The organism is Rhodococcus sp. G-MC3, from assembly GCF_030063335.1.
Classification (GTDB): Bacteria; Actinomycetota; Actinomycetes; order Mycobacteriales; family Mycobacteriaceae; genus Rhodococcoides.
Genome location: NZ_JASISW010000001.1, coordinates 60,839 through 79,637, shown reverse-complemented (window position 1 = coordinate 79,637; position 18,799 = coordinate 60,839). Strand labels below are relative to the sequence as shown.

16 protein-coding genes are annotated in these 18,799 nt (G+C 63.9%); 10 read left to right on the top strand and 6 right to left on the bottom strand.

The features are described from left to right. Positions 1-14: 14 nt before the first annotated feature. Positions 15-743, bottom strand: coding sequence for an amino acid ABC transporter ATP-binding protein (locus QMK17_RS00360; RefSeq protein ID WP_283506654.1), 729 nt, complete (start codon positions 741-743; stop codon positions 15-17). A 207-nt stretch (positions 744-950) separates the two neighbouring features. On the opposite strand from QMK17_RS00360, the gene miaB reads away from it, so the two are divergent. Together miaB and QMK17_RS00350 are read left to right on the top strand one after the other, a co-directional pair. Next, the gene (miaB, locus tag QMK17_RS00355; protein WP_283506362.1) at positions 951-2,468 is read left to right on the top strand and encodes a tRNA (N6-isopentenyl adenosine(37)-C2)-methylthiotransferase MiaB; all 1,518 of its coding nucleotides are present in this window, start codon (positions 951-953) and stop codon (positions 2,466-2,468) included. After that, positions 2,465-3,109: an Rv2732c family membrane protein gene (locus QMK17_RS00350; RefSeq protein ID WP_283506361.1), complete on the top strand. Its 645-nt coding sequence runs from the start codon at positions 2,465-2,467 to the stop codon at positions 3,107-3,109. The genes miaB and QMK17_RS00350 overlap by 4 nt, the downstream gene beginning before the upstream one ends. A gap of 4 nt (positions 3,110-3,113) precedes the next feature. Here the strand turns inward: QMK17_RS00350 and QMK17_RS00345 are convergent, their stop codons facing one another. Next, positions 3,114-4,655 (bottom strand): DUF349 domain-containing protein, encoded by a 1,542-nt coding sequence (locus QMK17_RS00345; RefSeq protein ID WP_283506360.1) that lies wholly within the window; start codon positions 4,653-4,655, stop codon positions 3,114-3,116. Between the two features lie 221 nt (positions 4,656-4,876). Between QMK17_RS00345 and QMK17_RS00340 the strand changes: the two genes are divergently transcribed. The 5 genes from QMK17_RS00340 (at position 4,877) to QMK17_RS00320 (ending at position 10,142) form a co-directional block, all read left to right on the top strand. After that, entirely contained in the window at positions 4,877-5,614 is a 738-nt protein-coding gene (locus tag QMK17_RS00340; protein ID WP_283506359.1) for a class III extradiol dioxygenase subunit B-like domain-containing protein, read from the top strand. Next, a complete protein-coding gene (miaA, locus tag QMK17_RS00335; protein WP_283506358.1) occupies positions 5,611-6,543 on the top strand; it encodes a tRNA (adenosine(37)-N6)-dimethylallyltransferase MiaA in 933 nt (310 codons plus the stop codon). The genes QMK17_RS00340 and miaA overlap by 4 nt, the downstream gene beginning before the upstream one ends. 30 nt (positions 6,544-6,573) lie before the next feature. Further along, the gene (gene dapF / locus QMK17_RS00330) at positions 6,574-7,443 is read left to right on the top strand and encodes a diaminopimelate epimerase (protein WP_283506357.1); all 870 of its coding nucleotides are present in this window, start codon (positions 6,574-6,576) and stop codon (positions 7,441-7,443) included. A 230-nt stretch (positions 7,444-7,673) separates the two neighbouring features. Then, positions 7,674-9,122, top strand: coding sequence for a GTPase HflX (gene hflX / locus QMK17_RS00325; protein WP_283506652.1), 1,449 nt, complete (start codon positions 7,674-7,676; stop codon positions 9,120-9,122). 3 nt (positions 9,123-9,125) lie between these two features. Continuing rightward, positions 9,126-10,142 carry a hypothetical protein gene (locus QMK17_RS00320; protein WP_442972657.1) on the top strand — a complete coding sequence of 339 codons (1,017 nt, stop codon included), beginning with the start codon at positions 9,126-9,128 and terminating at the stop codon, positions 10,140-10,142. Positions 10,143-10,198: 56 nt separating this feature from the next. Here QMK17_RS00320 and QMK17_RS00315 read toward each other — a convergent pair whose 3' ends face one another. Genes QMK17_RS00315 through QMK17_RS00300 form a run of 4 tightly spaced genes read right to left on the bottom strand, consistent with a single transcriptional unit; the run spans position 10,199 to position 14,347 of the window. Continuing rightward, entirely contained in the window at positions 10,199-10,456 is a 258-nt protein-coding gene (locus tag QMK17_RS00315; protein WP_283506355.1) for an HPr family phosphocarrier protein, read from the bottom strand. Positions 10,457-10,497: 41 nt separating this feature from the next. After that, positions 10,498-12,537 (bottom strand): PTS fructose transporter subunit IIABC, encoded by a 2,040-nt coding sequence (locus tag QMK17_RS00310; RefSeq protein ID WP_283506354.1) that lies wholly within the window; start codon positions 12,535-12,537, stop codon positions 10,498-10,500. Positions 12,538-12,545: 8 nt separating this feature from the next. Then, entirely contained in the window at positions 12,546-13,583 is a 1,038-nt protein-coding gene (locus QMK17_RS00305; RefSeq protein WP_283506353.1) for a 1-phosphofructokinase family hexose kinase, read from the bottom strand. Then, positions 13,580-14,347, bottom strand: coding sequence for a DeoR/GlpR family DNA-binding transcription regulator (locus QMK17_RS00300; RefSeq protein WP_283506352.1), 768 nt, complete (start codon positions 14,345-14,347; stop codon positions 13,580-13,582). The genes QMK17_RS00305 and QMK17_RS00300 overlap by 4 nt, the downstream gene beginning before the upstream one ends. A gap of 138 nt (positions 14,348-14,485) precedes the next feature. Between QMK17_RS00300 and ptsP the strand changes: the two genes are divergently transcribed. From ptsP to QMK17_RS00285, 3 genes are all read left to right on the top strand, one after another. Continuing rightward, positions 14,486-16,213: a phosphoenolpyruvate--protein phosphotransferase gene (ptsP, locus tag QMK17_RS00295; RefSeq protein ID WP_283506351.1), complete on the top strand. Its 1,728-nt coding sequence runs from the start codon at positions 14,486-14,488 to the stop codon at positions 16,211-16,213. Positions 16,214-16,253: 40 nt separating this feature from the next. Next, a complete protein-coding gene (locus tag QMK17_RS00290) occupies positions 16,254-17,519 on the top strand; it encodes a uracil-xanthine permease family protein (protein ID WP_283506350.1) in 1,266 nt (421 codons plus the stop codon). A gap of 96 nt (positions 17,520-17,615) precedes the next feature. Further along, positions 17,616-18,758 carry an acyl-CoA dehydrogenase family protein gene (locus QMK17_RS00285; RefSeq protein WP_283506349.1) on the top strand — a complete coding sequence of 381 codons (1,143 nt, stop codon included), beginning with the start codon at positions 17,616-17,618 and terminating at the stop codon, positions 18,756-18,758. Positions 18,759-18,799 lie beyond the last annotated feature (41 nt).

The following is an 18,799-nucleotide window of genomic DNA, read 5'->3' as shown; positions in this document are numbered from 1 at the left end:
GCGAAACAAGCTGGTCAGTGCCCGAGAATCTTGCCGAGGAAGTCCTTGGCGCGTGCGGATTCGGGTGCGGTGAAGAAGGACTCCGGATCGGTGTCCTCGACGATGGCGCCATCGGCCATGAAGATCACTCGGTCGCCTGCTTTGCGGGCGAAGCCCATCTCGTGGGTGACGACGAGCATGGTCATGCCTTCCTTGGCGAGCGAGGTCATGACGTCGAGCACCTCGTTGACCATCTCGGGGTCGAGCGCCGACGTCGGCTCGTCGAACAACATCACCTTGGGGTTCATGGCGAGCGAGCGCGCGATGGCAACGCGCTGCTGCTGCCCGCCAGAGAGTTGTGCTGGGTACTTGTCCGCCTGGTTGGCGATGCCGACGCGTTCGAGGAGGCCCTGTGCGGTCTTGCGTACCTCGTCCTTCTTGAGCTTGCGCACCTTCTGCGGCGCGAGCATGACGTTCTCGAGAATTGTCTTGTGCGCGAACAGGTTGAACGATTGGAAAACCATGCCGACGTCGGCGCGCAATGCAGCGAGCGCCTTTCCTTCGGCGGGTAGAACCGCTCCGTCGACCTCGATGGAACCCGAATCGATGGGTTCGAGCCGGTTGATGGTCCGGCACAGGGTGGACTTGCCCGACCCGGACGGTCCGACAACGATGACAACCTGCCCGGCAGGAACTTCGAGGTTGATGTCTTTCAAGACGTGCAGATCGCCGAAGTGCTTGTCTACCGATTTGAGGAAAATCATGGGGGGTCGATCGGCGAGAGCGCCGGAAGCCGGCGCGTCGGTGGCGTGCGTCATAGGGCAGAACCCTATTCGTAGTTTGGTTGTCGACAGCGCTTTTCACCCGACAATTCGGATTATGTAATGGAAACTTTACTGTGGGTCTGTATTGGCCCAGGACGGGCGAGGTCCCGGGCGTTCGGCGGAAGTGCCGGGCCGTACCCTGGTGGGGTGGAAACGAGTGACCCGAACACCCCGCGGAGCTACGAGGTACGAACGCACGGATGCCAGATGAACGTGCACGACTCGGAGCGACTTGCCGGTCTGCTCGAAGAAGCCGGATATATTCCTGCCGAATCGGGTGCCGACGCCGACCTGGTCGTGTTCAACACCTGCGCGGTGCGCGAGAACGCGGATAACAAGTTGTACGGCAACCTCGGCATGTTGCGTCCGGCAAAAGGGCGCAATCCTCGCATGCAGATCGCGGTCGGCGGGTGTCTGGCGCAGAAGGATCGCGACACGGTCGTGAAGAAGGCTCCCTGGGTCGACGTCGTATTCGGAACCCACAACATCGGATCGTTACCGGTTCTGCTCGAACGCGCCCGCCACAACGAGGAAGCTCAGGTCGAGATCCTCGAATCGCTGGATGCGTTCCCGTCGACGCTGCCCGCGAAGCGGGAATCGCCTTACGCGGGCTGGGTGTCCATCTCGGTCGGCTGCAACAACACCTGCACGTTCTGCATCGTGCCTGCCCTACGCGGCAAGGAAATCGACCGAAGGCCGGATGACATCCTGGCCGAGGTACAGGCCCTGGTGGATCAGGGAGTCCTGGAGGTCACTCTTCTGGGCCAGAACGTCAATGCGTACGGCGCATCGTTCGCAGATCCCGCGATGCCACGTGATCGCGGCGCCTTCGCATCGCTGCTCAAGGCGTGTGGAGCCATCGACGGACTGGAGCGAGTGCGCTTCACTTCGCCACATCCGGCCGAGTTCACCGACGATGTCATCGACGCCATGGCGAGCACTGCAAATATTTGCCCGACACTGCACATGCCGCTGCAGTCGGGTTCCGATCGGGTACTCAAGGCCATGCGCCGCTCATACCGGCAGAGCAAGTTTCTCGGCATCATCGACAAAGTGCGTGCGGTAATGCCCGATGCCGCAATAACCACCGACATCATCGTCGGGTTCCCCGGGGAGACGGAGGAAGACTTCGAGCAGACGCTGGAGGTCATGCGCCGAGCGAAGTTCTCGAATGCTTACACGTTCCAGTACTCGAAGCGCCCCGGCACGCCGGCTGCCGACATGCCGGATCAGATACCGAAGGAGATTGTTCAGGAACGGTACCTCCGGTTGATTGCGCTCCAGGAAGAGATCGTGCTCGAAGCGAACCGCAATCTGATCGGTACCGAGGTCGAGGTTCTCGTTGCGACCGGCGAGGGCCGAAAGAATGCTGCGACGCACCGCAAGAGCGGACGTGCGCGCGACGGACGGTTGGTGCACTTTCGGGCCGAGGAACATCAACTGGCCGCGATCCGGCCCGGAGACGTCGTGACCACCAGCATCACCGCTGCCGCGCCCTATCACCTCATCGCCGATGCGGGCGTTGCCTCACATCGCCGTACTGCGGCAGGCGATGCCTACGAGCGTGGAATCCTTCCGAAAACCCCTCCCATCGGCGTTGGGCTCGGGCTGCCGTCGATCGGCGCTCCCGCACCCATACCAGTCACGACAGGATGCTCCGTATGACCGACTCCGCTGCAGGCAACACCGATTCCGAATCGGCGGCTCATCGCCCGGGGCATGATCACGCTGCGCCTGATCATGCTGCGCCGGATTACGACGTCGCCGAGAAGCTCATCGACTCCGAGATCGATCCTGGTGTCCGCGCGGTCGTGGTCGCAGTGTTGGTGATGCTGCTTCTGCTGACGCTCGCTCTTCCACACACGGGTTCGGTGAACGGATTCGACGTGCTCTCCGGCAACGGCGACGCATTGGCAGATTCGGTGGCACTGCCGTCACGTATTTTCGTGTGGTTCGTGGTGGTGTTCGGGGTGATCATGTCGGTGCTGGCACTCGTGACGAGGGTCTGGGCACTGGCGTGGATTGCACTCGCCGGCTCGGCGATCGCAACGGTGTTCGGCATGCTGTCCATTTGGTCGAGGCAGACGTTGCCTGCTGATTCGACGGCAAGCGGCCCCGGTATCGGTTTGATCATCGGCTGGATACTGGTTGCTGCCCTGACCTTCCACTGGCTCAGAGCCGTCTGGGACAAGACCACTGCGCAACTCGACGCTCAGGAGCGACGACGGGCTGCGTCGGTGGACGCAGAGAAGAACTCGCAGTGGGCCGGACCTGTTCTCGGACGTCCGACCGACCGCAAGCGCTGACCTCTTACAGTTCTCCGACAGCCCCTTCGGCGGCTTCTGCCCATTCGCGCCACTGCTGCGCTTGGTCCAGAGCACGCTTGGCGTCCTTGTCCTTGCCCGCAGCGGTGGCCTTGGCGGCCTGCTCCTCGAACTGAGCGACCCGCTCACGGAACTGAGCAGCACGCGCAAGCGCTTCGGGGTCGGTGCGGCGCCACTGAGCGTCGACCGCATCGCGGACGGACTTCTCGATGGCGCGCAGGCGACCTTCGAGGTCTTGCATCTTCTCGCGCGGCACCTTGCCCTGGGCGTCCCATTTTTCCTGCAGGTCTCGAAGCGCAGCACGAGCAGCATCGAGGTCTGCGCTCGCGTCTATGCTGCCGTACTTCGCAAGCAGAGCCTCTTTCGCTTCAGCGTTGGAATCGAACTCGGCATCTCGCTCGTGTGTAGCGGAGTTGCGCGCCGCGAAAAACACGTCCTGAGCTGCTTTGAAGTCTTTCCACAAGGCATCGTCGGCGTCTCGCGGCGCCCGGCCCGCTGCTTTCCACTCGACCAGAAGATCTCGGAATGCTGCGGCCGTCGGGCCCCAATCCGTCGACGACGACAGACCCTCGGCTCGAGTGACGAGTTCTTCCTTGCGTGTTTTCGCTGCGCCGCGTTCACGGTCGAGGTCCGCGAAGTGTGCCCCGCGCCGGCGGTTGAAGTTTTCGCGAGCCTTGGAGTAGCGCTTCCACAATGCGTCGTCGACCTTGCGATCGACGCCGCGAATTGTCTTCCACTCGTCGAGGATCTCTCGAAGCCGATCGCCCGCGTGTTTCCATTGAGTGGAATCGCTGCCGATCTGCTCCGCCTCCGCCGCCAACTCCTCCTTGCGGGCAGTGTGCGCGGCGCGTTCCTGCTCTTTTTCCTGGCGGGCCGCAATCGCTGCGGTCTCCGAATGTTCGATCACCAGGGTCAGCCGGGCAGCGAGAGCATCGATGTCGCCGATGACCGCTGCATTCGGCAGCGTCTCGGCCAGCGTCTCGGCGGCAGTCTTAGTCTTCTTCGCATCTCCCGAGCCAGCCGTCAGCCGCGCCTCGAGCAGCGCGATCTCGGTCGAAAGGTCATCGTAGCGGCGCCCGAAATGTGCAAGGCCCTCGGCGGCGTCGCCTGCCTGCCATGAACCGACCTGGCGGTCGCCGTCGGCTGTGGTCACCCACGCGGTGCCGTCTTCGTCCACGCGACCGAACTTGCTGGGATCGCTCGGTGGTGCCACCGCGGGGGTGACAGAGGCGACGTGAGACGACACAGGGTGTGGTTTGACCGAACCGCGTGGCCCCGGTGTTGCCGACCCGCCCGGCCTCAGACCTCCAGGCTTGGGTGCGCCGGGCTTGGGTCCGCCGGGCTTGGGTGCTCCGGATTCGGACGCGTCCGGGGAGGGGCTGGAGGTGGGCGTGCCTGCGCTGGTGCTCTCGGGGGCGCTGGCGCCCTCGGAGGCACGGGCGCCCTCGGAGGCGCTGGTGCTCTCGGAGGCGCTGGTGCTCTCGGTGCTGGTGCTCTCGGGGGTGCTGGTGCCGCTGGGGTCGGTCATCGGTTCCTCATCTCTGCCGCGCGTCACGGCTGCCTCTATCGCGCAAGTAATAGCTCTCGGGTGACATCGTCGAAGTCGATGTCTCGGCCGATCGGACCATTCAAACAGGTGCAGCGCAGATTGGTGTGGCCGTCCGCAGATTCAGGCCTGGTGTGTCTGTCTCGGTCGGCCATCTCGGCCGTGTCGGGAATGCTCGATGCGGACCGGCTAGCGTTGGCCCGGTGTTTCGTGCTGTCGCCCTTGTACCGTCCCCGCCCCTGCTGGTTCCCGAGTTGACCGGACGAGGGTCCGGCGCCGACTCGCTGATTCGAGAATCGGGGTTGCTTCGCGACGCTGCGCTGGCGGTGGCCGCCGAGTTGGGTTCGGTGGCGGACAGGTGGATCGCGGTCGGATCCGCCGAGAAGACAACCAGGATCTCCTCGCGTGCGAGTGGTAGTTTCGCAGGCTTCGGGGTCGATGTGCCGGTGCGGTTGTCTCCCGCCGCGTCGGAGCGCGACGAAGCTCTTCCGCTTGCAGCGTTGATCGCCGGATGGCTCAGAGGCGAGGTCGCGCCGCGCGCCGTGGTGGACGTCGTACTCGTCGGCGCGAACGCTTCTCTACTGCAGTGCCGTGACCTCGGTGCATCGTTGCGATCTGAGATGGACGCGGAGCCGAGCAACTGGGGGCTGCTGGTCGTCGGAGACGGCGCAACCACGCTCACCGCGAAGGCGCCCGGTTCCTTCGACCAACGCGCCGTGAGCGTGCAGAAGCGAATCGACGATGCACTTGCATTCGCCGACGTCGAGGCGCTGGCATCTCTCGATCGTGACGTGTGTGCAGAGTTGGGTGTTCGAGGATGGGCAGCGTGGCAGGCTCTCGCCGGCCTCGTCGGCGACGATCGCATCTCGGCCAAGACCTTGTACCGCGGAGCCCCCTTCGGAGTGGGTTATTTCGTCGGCAGCTGGGAGCCACAGCCATGACCGACACTGATGCAAGCAGCCCCGACACGATCCGCCCCATTGCCGTCATCGGCCCGACCGCAACGGGCAAATCCGATCTCGGGCTCGATCTCGCCGAGAGCCTGGGCGGCGAGATCGTCAACATCGACGCGATGCAGCAGTACCGCGGCATGGATATCGGAACTGCCAAGTTGACCGTCGACGAGCGGCGCGGGATCCCGCATCACCGTCTGGACGTTCTCGACGTCACCGAAACGGCAACGGTCGCGCGCTACCAGGAGGCCGCGGTTCGCGACGTCGAGAACATCATCGCGCGGGGGAAGGTCCCGGTGATCGTCGGCGGTTCGATGATGTACGTCCAGTCGCTGCTCGACGAGTGGGCATTCCCCGCCACGGATCCTCTCGTTCGGGCGAGGTGGGAGCAGGTGCTGGCCGACGGCGGCACCGACGCGGTGCGCGCAGCGTTGGTCGTTCGCGATCCGGCTGCGGCCGCAGCGATCCTTCCGACCGACGGAAGACGGATGGTCCGAGCACTCGAAGTAGTCGAGATCACGGGACTTCCGTTCGCGGCGTCGGCGCCTCGGATAGGTGAGCCGCGCTGGGGGACCGTGCTTCTCGGGGTCGACCGAGAGACCGCTGAACTGGACGAGCGGATTGCGCGGCGAACCGAGACGATGTTCGACGGCGGACTGGTGGACGAGGTGAGGGCATTGCTCGAGGTCGGGCTGAAAGGCGGCGTAACGGCCTCTCGTGCCATCGGGTACGCCCAAGTGCTCGACTATTTCGATGGCGGTTCCGATCTGGATCATGCGCGCGAACGCACGTTCATCGGGACGAGGCGCTATGTGCGCAGGCAACGATCGTGGTTTCGGCGCGATCCCCGCGTGCGCTGGCTCGACGGTGGGGATCCCAGTCTGTTGGAATCGGCGCGCGCGGCGCTGAGCGCATAGTTCCCGCGTTCCCCCCGTAGAATTCGCAGAATGCATTTCGCGAAAGGCCACGGAACCCAGAACGACTTCGTCGTCCTTCCAGATCTGGACGTGAAGATCGAACTTCTTCGTTCCCGGGTGGCGGCGCTGTGCGACCGCCGTCGCGGGCTCGGCGCCGACGGCGTCCTGCGGGTGGCAAGGGCGGGCGCACTCCGCGATGCGGGCGTGCTGGACAGACTGCCGGTCGGTGTCGGCATCGAAGATTGGTTCATGGATTACCGCAACGGCGACGGAAGCATCGCGGAAATGTGCGGCAACGGCGTCCGTGTCTTCGCGCACTATCTGCGTGCGTGCGGACTCGAAACCGAAGACCGTTTCGTCGTCGGATCCCGTGCGGGCGCGAGGCCGGTGACTGTGCACTCGTTCGACGAGACCACTGCCGACGTCACGGTCGACATGGGCGATGTGCGGCTGATGGGCTCTAGTGCAACCACCCTCGGCGGCAGATCATTCGAAGGTATCGGAATCGACGTCGGAAATCCGCACTTGGCGTGTGTCGATCCGATGATCGACATCGACTCGCTCCGCGCACTCGATCTGTCGGTTGCCCCCGGCCTCGACGAGGATTTTTTCACTGCAGGCGCCAACGTGGAGATCCTGACCAGGCTTCAATTCGGCCGAGTCGATATGCGAGTGTTCGAACGCGGTGTGGGCGAAACCAGGTCGTGTGGCACTGGGACTGTGGCGGCAGCAGCGGCGGCGCTGTCCTACGAGGGACTCGATTCCGGCCAGGTCGTCGTCGGCGTTCCCGGCGGTGAAGTCACCGTGTCGATCGACGACTCCGGTGCGGCGCTTCGTGGCCCGTCGGTGTTGCTGGCCCACGGCACGATCGGCGACGCGTGGTGGCGCGAACTGGCCTGATCGGACCTGGCCCGTCTGCCTGCAGTGAAACTCGCGTGCATGCGCCGGTCTTTTCGTGGATCATGAAGGTTGGAGACACACACCGTGAGTAATACACCCGTGCGAGCAGCACCGGCAGACGACTCCTACAACTAAGGATTGACGAAATAACGGATTCAGAACGTCAGAATTTGGAGTCGGACAGCGGCTCGGCATGGACTCGTGAAGAGTCCGAGGCCTGGTCGCGGCGCATCTCTCGCTCTCCGCTGCCGGCAGATGATTCGGTATCGATACCTGACGAAGATTCGCCGTCATCCGGCGATATGCAGCTCGAGGAGCGCACCGCCCTCCGGCGAGTCGCAGGGCTGTCCACCGAGCTCACCGACGTCACCGAAGTCGAATACCGCCAGCTGCGCCTGGAACGGGTGGTATTGGTCGGCGTCTGGACCACCGGCACGGCCGCCCAAGCAGAGAGCAGTATGACCGAGCTCGCTGCGTTGGCCGAGACTGCAGGTTCCGAAGTGCTCGATGCGCTCGTGCAGCGTCGTGACAAACCGGACACGGCGACGTATATCGGTTCGGGTAAGGCAAAGGAACTTCGCGATGTTGTGCTGGCGAGCGGTGCCGACACCGTCGTCTGCGACGGTGAGCTCACGCCTGCTCAGCTCAATGCTCTCGAAAAGGTCGTCAAGGTCAAGGTCATCGACCGGACGGCCCTGATCCTCGATATTTTCGCTCAGCATGCGACCTCTCGTGAAGGCAAGGCACAGGTCGCGTTCGCGCAGATGGAATACATGCTCCCGCGTCTACGCGGCTGGGGTGAGTCGATGTCCAGGCAGGCCGGTGGCCGAGCTGGCAGCAACGGCGGCGTCGGTCTGCGCGGTCCCGGTGAAACGAAGATCGAAACCGACCGTCGCCGTATCCGCGAGCGGATGGCCAAGTTGCGTCGCGAAATCAAGGGAATGAAGCAGGCCCGCGACACCAAGCGTGAACGTCGGCTCGAGAGCACCGTTCCCTCGATCGCGATCGTCGGTTACACCAACGCAGGTAAGTCCAGCTTGCTCAATGCGCTGACCGGTTCGGGGGTTCTGGTTCAGAATGCCCTTTTCGCGACGTTGGACCCGACCTCACGCAAGTCCACGCTCGAAGACGGTCGTGCGATTGTCCTGACCGACACCGTTGGGTTCGTCCGACATCTGCCGACACAGTTGATCGAAGCGTTTCGCTCGACGCTGGAAGAAGTGACCGACGCGGACTTGCTGTTGCACGTCGTCGATGGATCGGATCCACTCCCGGTCGATCAGATCAAGGCTGTGCGAGAGGTAGTCGTCGATGTCGTCAAGGAACGTGAATCGACGATGCCACCGGAACTCATCGTGGTGAACAAGATCGACGCTGCGGATCCGGTTCAGCTGACCCAGTTGCGTGGTCTTCTGCCGGGCGCTCGATTCGTCTCGGCCCGCACCGGGGAGGGAATCGACGAGCTTCGCGACCATCTGGGGGAGATCCTCGCGTGGCCGGAGGCCGAGGTCGACGTCCTCGTTCCATACACCAGGGGCGATTTGGTTGCCCGAATCCATACCGAGGGGCGAATCTCGAAGTCCTCGCACGAGCCTGACGGCACACGGGTCGAGGCACGCGTGCCCACCGCGCTGGCGTCGGTGTTGACGGAGTTCGCGTACGACGCCGTCACTGCCTGACGGATGCGTAGGTTTGCTGTTTCCGTAGTGGTCGGTGCACTTACTCTGATAGGAGCACCGGCTGCCGCGGCACCGGAGATTCAACAAGCGCAATTCGAGACGTACTGCACTCCACAGGATTCCGGGCTCGAAGAACTTTCGGGGTTGACGTCGATCGACGGCGTTCTCTACGCGATCGGAGACAGCGGAACAGATCATCGGCTCGCAGTACTCGGCGAAAACTGCTCGGTCGCGAGATGGATCGACGTCCCTGTCGATCCTTACGACGTCGAGGATTTGAGCTCGTACGGCAGTCAGCTGTGGCTCGCCGACACGGGGGACAACCTCGCCCGGCGTGACACCGTTGCGTTGACCCGGATGGATCCTGCCGGCGGCGAGGGCGAACTGCATCGCTTCACATATCCCGATGGTCCGCACGATGCCGAGACGCTGCTGATCGAGCCGGGTGGCCGACCGGTGATCGTTACCAAGGAAGTCTCGGGTGCGAGCGGAATCTATGTTCCGAGCGAAGATGAAAGCGTAGACCAACTCCCATCGCCTGGGCCGACTCCGCTGAAGAAGGTGGGGGAGTTCGCATTCGAGCGCACCCCGACCGTGGGCGGGCCTGCATTCATCACCGGGTCGATCCTTGCCACCGGGGGAGCGGTGAGCCGCGATGGTTCGGTCGCGGCGCTTCGCACGTACAACGATATCTACCTGTTTCCCGTCCCCGGCGGAAACGTCGCGAAGGCTCTGACTGCCGAACCGACCGTCATCGCGCTACCCCCGCAGCCGCAGGGGGAAGCAATCACGTTCGACGACGACGGGAATCTCCTGGTCGCCTCGGAAGCAGCGGATGGACCGCTGCCGCCGATCCAACTTCTCCCCGGCGCGCAGTCCTTGGTCCCTACGACACCGGCGGCGGTACCGCCCGAGTCGCCATCGGGTGGTCGATGGCTGCTCGGCGCGATAGCCGCCGCCGGTGTTCTTGCGTTGGTGTCGATCGTTTACGTCTTCGGACTGGCGCGAAGGCGTGGTTGACGAAAGCCCTGGTTGACGAAAGCCCTGGTTGACGAAAGCCGTGGTTGACCGAGGTCTCAGGCGTCGAGATCGGCAGCGACGAGTGCCGCGACCTTGTCCAGTGCCGCCTGGTCTTCGCTTTCGACGGTGACTTCGGTTCCCTTGACGGCGCCGAGGGTCATGATCATGAGCGCGGATCCGGCGTCGACCGGTTCCTCACCGTCGACTGCGAGTGTCACGTCGACTCCTGCGTCGGCTACTGCTTCGGCGATCAACGCTGCGGGACGTGCGTGCAGGCCGACCGCGGATCCGACGGTGACTGTGGTGCTGGGCATTCGGGTCTCCTTCTGAAGTGGTGATGATGTACCGGGGTGAATCAGACGGCGACGACGTCGGGATCGAGCGCTGCCTCGCTAGGAGAGTTCTTACCCTTGATGAACTGCTTGGCAAACACGACGAGGAAGGCCGAGACGATTGTGCCGACTGCCAGGGCAACGAGGAACCAGACCAGTTGTCCGATGGCGAAGAACACGAAGATTCCTCCGTGCGGTGCACTCAGCGTGACATCGGTGGCCATGATGAGAGCGCCGGTCACTGCTCCGCCGGCCATCATCGAGGGGATCACGCGCAGCGGGTCGGCTGCGGCGAACGGGATCGCGCCTTCGGAAATGAACGCGGCACCGAGGAACCATGCTGCCTTGCCGTTCTCGCGTTCCGCTTCGGTGAAGATCCTCGGGCGCACAGCCGAAGCCAGAGCAAGCGCGAGTGGGGGAACCATACCGGCGGCCATGACGGCGGCCATGATGCGAAGTGACGCAGTGTCGGTGACCGACAGGCCTGCCGTTGCGAAGGCATAAGCTGCTTTGTTGACCGGTCCGCCGAGGTCGAAGCACATCATCAGGCCAAGGATGATGCCGAGGATGATGACCGAGCTTCCGCTGAGACTGTTGAGCCAGTTGGTGAGACCACTGGTGATCGCGGCGAGTGGCTTGCCGAGAACCAGGAACATGATGCCGCCGACGATCAGGGTGGCGAAGAGCGGGATGATCACGACCGGCATGAGGCCGCGGAGGACTGCGGGGATTTTCCACTTGCTTATCCACAGAGCCACGAAGCCTGCGATCAGACCACCGACAAGACCACCGATGAAACCTGCGCCGACCAGAACAGCTACGGCACCTGCGGTGAATCCTGGTGCCAAGCCCGGTCTATCGGCAATGGCATACGAAATATAGCCGGCCAGCGCGGGGACCAGGAAGCTGAACGACAGCGCGCCGATTTCGAACAGTACTGCGCCGAGATACGCAGCGAGCCCACCGTCCGGAAGCGCGGTAAGCGAATTGTTGACGACTATGTCCTCGGCGACGTCCTTGATCTCGTATCCGCCGAGCAGAAAGCCAAGTGCGATGAGCAGGCCGCCGGCCGCGACGAACGGAATCATGTAGCTGACGCCGGTGAGCAGGATCTGACGGATCCGCGTTCCCCAGCCCAACTCACCTGTACCAGAGTTCGAGCCGCCTGCCTCCGCGGCGGTTCCCGATACCCGTGATGCGTTGGGGTCGTTCGCTGCACGCAAAGCTTCGGTGACCATGACGTCGGGCTCGTTGATGGCACGCTTGACGCCCGAGGAGATGACGGGCTTGCCTGCGAACCGCTCCTTGCCTTTGACTCCGACGTCGGTGGCGAAGATGACAGCCTCGGCGCTGGCGATCAGGGCTGGGTCGAGCGGGGTGCTGCCGCTGGATCCCTGGGTCTCGACGTGGACGGTGACGCCTGCTCGATCGCCCGCTGCCACGAGTGAATCCGCTGCCATGTACGTGTGAGCGATGCCTGTCGTGCATGCCGTGACGGCGACGATGTGCTTCGGGGCGGACGCCGCGGCCGATGCAGCTGCGGCGGGAACCGCAGCTTTCGTCGTGCTCACGTCTTTCTTCGGGCTGGCAGCGGCCGGGTTGATGACGCCGGCGACGAGCGCAACCACGTCGGCTGCTGTCGGCGCATTACGCAGGGACGTCACGAATTCCGGCTTGACGAGGGCGCGGGCCAGGCTCGAGAGCAGCTTCATGTGTGCCGAGCCGGCGCCTGCGGGCGCCGCGATGAGGAAGACGAGATCTGCGGGGCCGTCCGGAGCTCCGAAATCGACCTTGGGGCGAAGTCGAGCGAACCCGAGGGATGCAGACGTGACTGCCTCGGCACGGCAGTGGGGGATGGCGATTCCGCCGGGTAGGCCGGTCGCGGACTGTGCCTCGCGGGCGAGGGCTGCCTCGCGCAGGGGTGCGGCCTCGCTTGCGCGGCCCGCAGCTGCGAGCAGTTCGGAGAGCCGTTCGATGACAGCATCTTTGGTGTCGCCGAGGTCCGCATCGAGGAGGATGAGATCCTCCGCGATGATCGCGGGATCGTTGGTGGGTGTGGACATCACGGCTCCTAGGAGAGTGTCTGAGTGTCGAACGGAGTGGAACTGGGAAGTGAACTCAATTGTGCGGGTAGAGATGTCGGACCGGGCAAGTCGAGTGCTCTCACCGTCACCGCGTCGGGGTGGGTTTGGTCGGGAGTGGGAAGTGTGGTGCCGGGAAGTGCTGTCGCGGCAGTTCCGTAGGCGACTGCCCGGCGGATCCGGTCCCCGGGCGCGCATCTCTCGATGTCGGCGAGGATGTAGCCGGCCAGAGACGAGTCACCCGCACCGACAGTGCTGATCGCATCGATAGACGGCGGACTCGCGAACCATGCGCCCTCGTCGGTCACGAGTACGGCCCCGGCGCTGCCCAAGGTCGCCAGTACCGCTCCGACGCCACGTGCCAGCAGGATTCGGCTGGCCTCGACGGCGGCAGTCGGGTCTCCGGCTCGTGCTGCGCGCTCGAGTTCGCCGGCATCGGCGCCGGTGAGCTGAGCGAGCTCCTCGGAGTTCGGCTTGATCAGGTCGGGGGCGGACTCGGGAAAGGACGCAGCGAGCGCCAGCAAGGGCGCGTCCGAGGTGTCCACTGCCACCTTGCATGCAGTGCTGCGCAGCGCGCGCACCAGGTCGGCGTACCAGTGGGAGGGGACGCCAGGGGGGAGTGACCCGGAAAGCGCAACCCAGGTGGCATCTCTGCCCAGGTCGACGATCGTGTCGAACAGAGCGGTTTTAGTCGCTTCCGTGAGAGTGGCACCGGGTTCGTTGATTTTGGTTGTCGTTCCGCCGGGTTCGCTGATGGTGATGTTCGTCCTGGCGAGTCCGTCGGTGGGGACAGCGCAGTGGCGAACGCCCCTCGCGGTCAGAGCCTTCAGTAGCGGATCACCGTCGGAAACAGGCAGCACTGCCATCGCCTGCACACCCGCCTCGGTGAGTACGCGAGCGACGTTGACGCCTTTCCCTCCGGGGTCGCTCACGGAGGCACGTGCACGGTTCACGCCGCCGCAGATCAGTTCCGAGTCGAGCACGACGGTTCTGTCGATACTGGGGTTGGCCGTCAATGTGACGATCATGCGATCACCACCTCGATTCCGTTGTCGGTCAAGCTCTTGTGGTCGGTGTCGTCGATCTCTTCGTCGGTGACGAGTACGTCGATGTTGTTCAGGCGGGCGAAGCTCATGAGGTGCTCGCGCCCAATCTTGGTCGAATCGGCCAGTACCACCACGTGATTGGCGGTCTTGACCATGGCGCGTTTGACGGCTGCCTCGTCGCTGTCCGGTGTCGACAGGCCGTGGCCGACGCTGAGCGCGTTCGTGCCGATGAACGCCACGTCCACGCGCAGCCACTCGAGGGCTGCGAGTGCCTCCTCACCCACGGCTGCCTGTGTAGTGCCACGTACTCGTCCGCCGAGAATACGAAGAGCGATACCGTTCAAAGGCGCGACTCGTGCCGCGATTGGAATCGAATTGGTGATGAGCGTGAGTTCTCGGTCGCTTGTCAGCAGCGCAGCGAGGCGACCCGTGGTGGTGCCTGCGTCCAGCACTGCGCTACCACCGGAGGGCGGGAGAAATGCCAATGCAGCCGCTGCGATGGCGTCCTTCTGTTCGGCGCGGGTGTTTTCACGCTCGCCAACTCCTGGCTCGGAGGAGGTGAGTGCCGACGCCGGAACTGCGCCGCCGTGAACCCTGCGTACGACGCCGATCCGATCGAGTACAGCCAGATCGCGCCGCACTGTCTCGGTGGTGACACCGTAAGTTGAGGACAGATCGGCAACGGAGATACGGCCGCGGCTGCTGATCAGTTCTGCGATGGACTGCTGACGTTCTTCTGCGTACACCTGCGCCTCCCTCCGAATTAATGTTGTCTTATGTTGTTTTACGCCCGTATCTGTTGACATGTCAAGACCAAAGAGTAATCTTGATCACAACAAGTCGATTACAACCGGCTGGGCCACACCCGACTTTCAGGAGGACATATGACGGGAACGCTTCGAACCGAGACTCAGGGAACCGGCGCATCGCTATCGGGGCCCTCGGCACTGCGGGGCTCGTCGGTGTTGCGGGGCGCGCCGGTGGTTCCCGGCGTCGGCTACGGGCCTGTCATTCGGCCGGGTCGCCGCGCCGAGGTGCCCTCCGCCGCATCGGTGGTGGACGAACTCGATCGTGGCACCGAGCTGGAGCGATTCCGCGCCGCGGCCGCTGTCGTGGCAGGAAGACTGCGCGGTCGTGCGGAGTTGGCTACGGGAGCAGCGTCGGAGGTGCTCTCGGCCAATGCCGCCATGGCACAAGATCGTGGGTGGCTCAAAGCGGCCGAAAAGCTCATCGGAACGGGTAGCCCGGCGACCGCCGCTGCGGATGCCGCGACCGAGCAGTTCGCCGCGATGTTCGTCAAGGTAGGCGGATTGATGGCCGAACGAGTGACCGACCTACGCGACATCCGCGACCGTGTGGTCGCCGAGATTCTCGGCTCACCGGAGCCAGGCGTACCCACGCCTACGGTCCCGTCCGTACTGTTCGCCGACGATCTTGCACCCGCGGATACTGCGGGACTCGATGCGGAGTTGATCGTGGGACTTGCGACATCGCTCGGTGGCCCCACCAGCCACACGGCGATTATCGCGCGTCAGCTCGGAATTCCCTGTGTCGTCGCGGTAGTCGGACTCGACGACGTGCCGGAGGGGACCACAGCCGTGGTGGACGGAATCACCGGAGACATCGTCCTCGAACCCGATGCCGCACTCGCTGACGCTGCCGTGAAGACAGCTCGCGCCGAACTCGACCGCGTGTCGCAGTGGACGGGCCCCGGCAGAACTTCGGACGGACATTCCGTCGATATCCTTGCCAACGTGCAGGACGGTGCCGGTGCGCGCGCCGCTCGCATGACCGCCGCGGACGGTGTCGGTCTGTTTCGTACCGAACTGTGCTTTCTGGACCGAGACACGGAACCGACCGTCGACGAGCAGGCCGAAATATACGGACAGGTGCTCGACGCGTTCGCCGGCCACAAGGTGGTCATTCGAACCCTCGATGCGGGCTCGGACAAGCCACTGCGGTTTGCCAACCACGCGGCCGAAGCGAACCCCGCACTCGGAATCCGTGGAATACGGATCGCCGAGCAGGACAGAGGAATTCTCTATCGCCAGCTCGACGGTATCGCCGCCGCCGCAGCAGCCACCGGTTCAGCCCCGTGGGTGATGGCACCAATGATTGCGACAGCGGCCGAGGCCGAGGCCTTCGCCGCGGACACCCGCGCCCGCGGGCTCAAACCAGGCGTCATGATCGAGGTTCCGGCAGCGGCATTGCTCGCCGAGCACATTCTTCGGCATGTCGACTTTCTGTCCATCGGTACCAACGACCTGGCTCAGTACACGATGGCGGCCGACCGCATGTCCTCACAGCTCGCCGCGCTCACCGATCCGTGGCAGCCCGCTGTCATCGCGTTGGTGGCGCACACGGCAAAGGCTGGAGCTGCCGTGGGCAAGCCTGTCGGTGTCTGCGGGGAAGCGGCAGCAGATCCGCTGTTGGCCTGCGTCCTCGTCGGTCTCGGCATCACATCGCTGTCGGCGGCGTCGGCCGCGGTCGCTCATGTCGGCGCAAAGTTGTCCACAGTCAACCTCGCGCAGTGCAAAGAGGCGGCGGCAGCCGCGTTGAAGACGGACAGCTCTACCGCAGCACGAGCCGCCGTTGCTGCAATTCTGAACTGACCGCAAGCTCGGGACCGGGCTGGCTCTAGGATTCGATGCCGTGAGTCGAAATTTCGGATGGACCCTGCACGGCAACGGAAAAACACCAGCCGCGGGTGCTGTCGTGGCTCCCGACGAGCGACTGTCGTGGCCGCGGACCGTCGGGATCGGTATGCAGCACGTCATCGCCATGTTCGGTGCGACATTGCTCGTTCCGACGGTCACCGGCTTCCCCGTCACCACCACATTGCTGTTCTCGGGAATCGGAACCGCGCTGTTCCTGGTCATCACGCGGGGGAGGATCCCGAGCTACCTCGGCTCGTCCTTCGCGTTCATTGCGCCACTCGGTGCCGCGCAGGCCGACGGACCAGCAGCTCAACTGGGCGCCGTCATGTCCGTCGGAATCGTGCTCGCGGGAATCGGATTCATCGTCAAGTTCGCTGGCGGCCGGATTATCGAGGCGGTCATGCCCCCGGTAGTCACCGGTGCCGTCGTCGTATTGATCGGGCTCAATTTGGCGCCCGCGGCAACGTCGTCCTTCGAGGCGCAACCACTCGTCGCGGCCGTGACCTTGCTGGCGATTCTCGTCGTTACCATCGCCGGCCCAGGATTGCTCGGCCGTCTCGGCATCCTCGTCGGCGTCGTCATCGGCTGGGTGTTCGCCGCGGTGATCGGGCAGATCGACTCCGTCAAACTGGACGCCATGGCTGAGGCGGCATGGATAGGATTGCCCGAGTTTCGCGGACCGACGTTCGATCTGTCGGTGATCCTCATCGCCCTACCCGTCGTAATCGTGCTCGTCGCCGAAAACGTCGGGCACGTCAAAGCGGTATCGGCCATGACCGGCAAGTCCCTCGACGACCTCGCCGGCGACGCCCTGATCGCGGACGGCCTCGCCACCACCCTTGCCGGAGCTGCGGGCGGCTCGGGCACGACGACCTATGCCGAGAACATCGGCGTCATGGCCGCCACCCGCGTGTACTCGACCGCGGCGTATTGGGTTGCCGCCGCCACCGCAGTCGTACTGGCGTTCTCGCCGAAGTTCGGCGCTCTCGTCTTCACCGTCCCGTCGGGCGTCATCGGCGGAGCAACACTCGTGCTCTACGGCCTGATCGGCCTTCTGGGTGTTCGTATCTGGACGGACAACAAGGTGGACTTCACCGATCCGGTCAATCTCACCGTCGTTGCCGCCGCACTGGTGGCGGGTATCGGCGACCTGACGTTGACGGTCGGGTCCGTCGAACTCGGCGGAATCGCGTGGGGATCGGTGGGCATCCTCGTCGGCTATCCAGTGTTGAAAGCAGTTTCTCGCATCCGGAGTCGCTAGTTCGGTCACCGATCGCGCACGACTCGGTCATCGACTGGTGCGCTCTCACGGTCGTAGTGTCGAAGCAGGCATGACCAGCATTTCGAAGGAGAAAAAGTGGACCGCACACTGTTCGAAGCCGAGCACGACCTCTTTCGTGAGTCGTACCGCAAGTTTCTCGACCAGCACGTGGCCCCCAACCACGCGCAGTGGGAAGAGCAGAACATCGTCGACCGCGGCGTTTGGGTCGAGGCAGGCAAGCAAGGCTTCCTCGGTACCGCGGTACCCGAGGAGTACGGCGGCGGCGGCGTCAAGGACTTCCGCTACAACGCCATCGTCACCGAGGAGACCACTCGCGGCGGCTACAGCGGGATCGGTTTCACGCTTCACAACGATGTCGTGGCCCCTTACCTCATCGACCTGACGAACGAGGAGCAGAAGCAGCGTTGGCTCCCCGGATTCTGCTCCGGCGAAATCATCACCGCGATCGCCATGACCGAACCCGGAACCGGTAGCGACCTTCAGGGCATCAAAACCCGCGCAGTGCGCGACGGCGACGAGTGGGTACTCAACGGGTCGAAGACGTTCATCACCAACGGAATCAACGCCGACCTCGTCATCGTGGTTGCGTGCACCGACCCGGACAAGGGAGCCCAGGGCTTCAGTCTGCTCGTGGTCGAGCGGGACGCACCCGGGTTCGAGCGGGGGCGAAACCTCGACAAGATCGGCATGAAGGCGCAGGACACTGCCGAACTCAGCTTCACCGACGTCCGGGTGCCTGCAGCCAATCTCCTCGGCGAAGAGGGAATGGGCTTCATCTACCTCATGCAGAACCTTCCGCAGGAGCGCCTCTCGATTGCAGTCGTCGCAGCCGCCGCGATGGAATCGGCACTCGAGATGACGATTCAGTACTGCCGCGACCGGAAAGCATTCGGCAAGTCGATCGGGAAGTTCCAGAACACTCGCTTCGTGCTCGCGGAACTGGCGACCGAAACTACCGCCACTCGCATCATGGTCGACAAGTTCATCGAGTTGCTGAACGCCGGAACCTTGACGGTTCAGGAAGCAGCAATGGCGAAATGGTGGACGACCGAGAATCAGGTGAAGCTGATCGATCGCTGCTTGCAGTTGCACGGCGGCTACGGATACATGAAGGAATACCCGATCGCCAAGGCGTACATGGATTCTCGTGTACAGACGATCTACGGAGGTACGACCGAGATCATGAAGGAGATCATCGGCCGGGGCTTGAACCTGTAGAACACTTCGAGACCGACGAAAGGGCCCGCAACCACCACGAG

Excerpts from the sequence above, each read along its gene's own strand:
- QMK17_RS00360 (WP_283506654.1), bottom strand. The coding sequence starts at position 743 with ATGATTTTCCTCAAATCGGTAGACAAGCACTTCGGCGATCTGCACGTC.
- QMK17_RS00350 (WP_283506361.1), top strand. The coding sequence starts at position 2,465 with ATGACCGACTCCGCTGCAGGCAACACCGATTCCGAATCGGCGGCTCAT.
- QMK17_RS00345 (WP_283506360.1), bottom strand. The coding sequence starts at position 4,655 with ATGACCGACCCCAGCGGCACCAGCACCCCCGAGAGCACCAGCACCGAG.
- miaA (WP_283506358.1), top strand. The coding sequence starts at position 5,611 with ATGACCGACACTGATGCAAGCAGCCCCGACACGATCCGCCCCATTGCC.
- dapF (WP_283506357.1), top strand. The coding sequence starts at position 6,574 with ATGCATTTCGCGAAAGGCCACGGAACCCAGAACGACTTCGTCGTCCTT.
- QMK17_RS00320 (WP_442972657.1), top strand. The coding sequence starts at position 9,126 with ATGCGTAGGTTTGCTGTTTCCGTAGTGGTCGGTGCACTTACTCTGATA.
- QMK17_RS00315 (WP_283506355.1), bottom strand. The coding sequence starts at position 10,456 with ATGCCCAGCACCACAGTCACCGTCGGATCCGCGGTCGGCCTGCACGCA.
- QMK17_RS00310 (WP_283506354.1), bottom strand. The coding sequence starts at position 12,537 with ATGTCCACACCCACCAACGATCCCGCGATCATCGCGGAGGATCTCATC.
- QMK17_RS00305 (WP_283506353.1), bottom strand. The coding sequence starts at position 13,583 with ATGATCGTCACATTGACGGCCAACCCCAGTATCGACAGAACCGTCGTG.
- ptsP (WP_283506351.1), top strand. The coding sequence starts at position 14,486 with ATGACGGGAACGCTTCGAACCGAGACTCAGGGAACCGGCGCATCGCTA.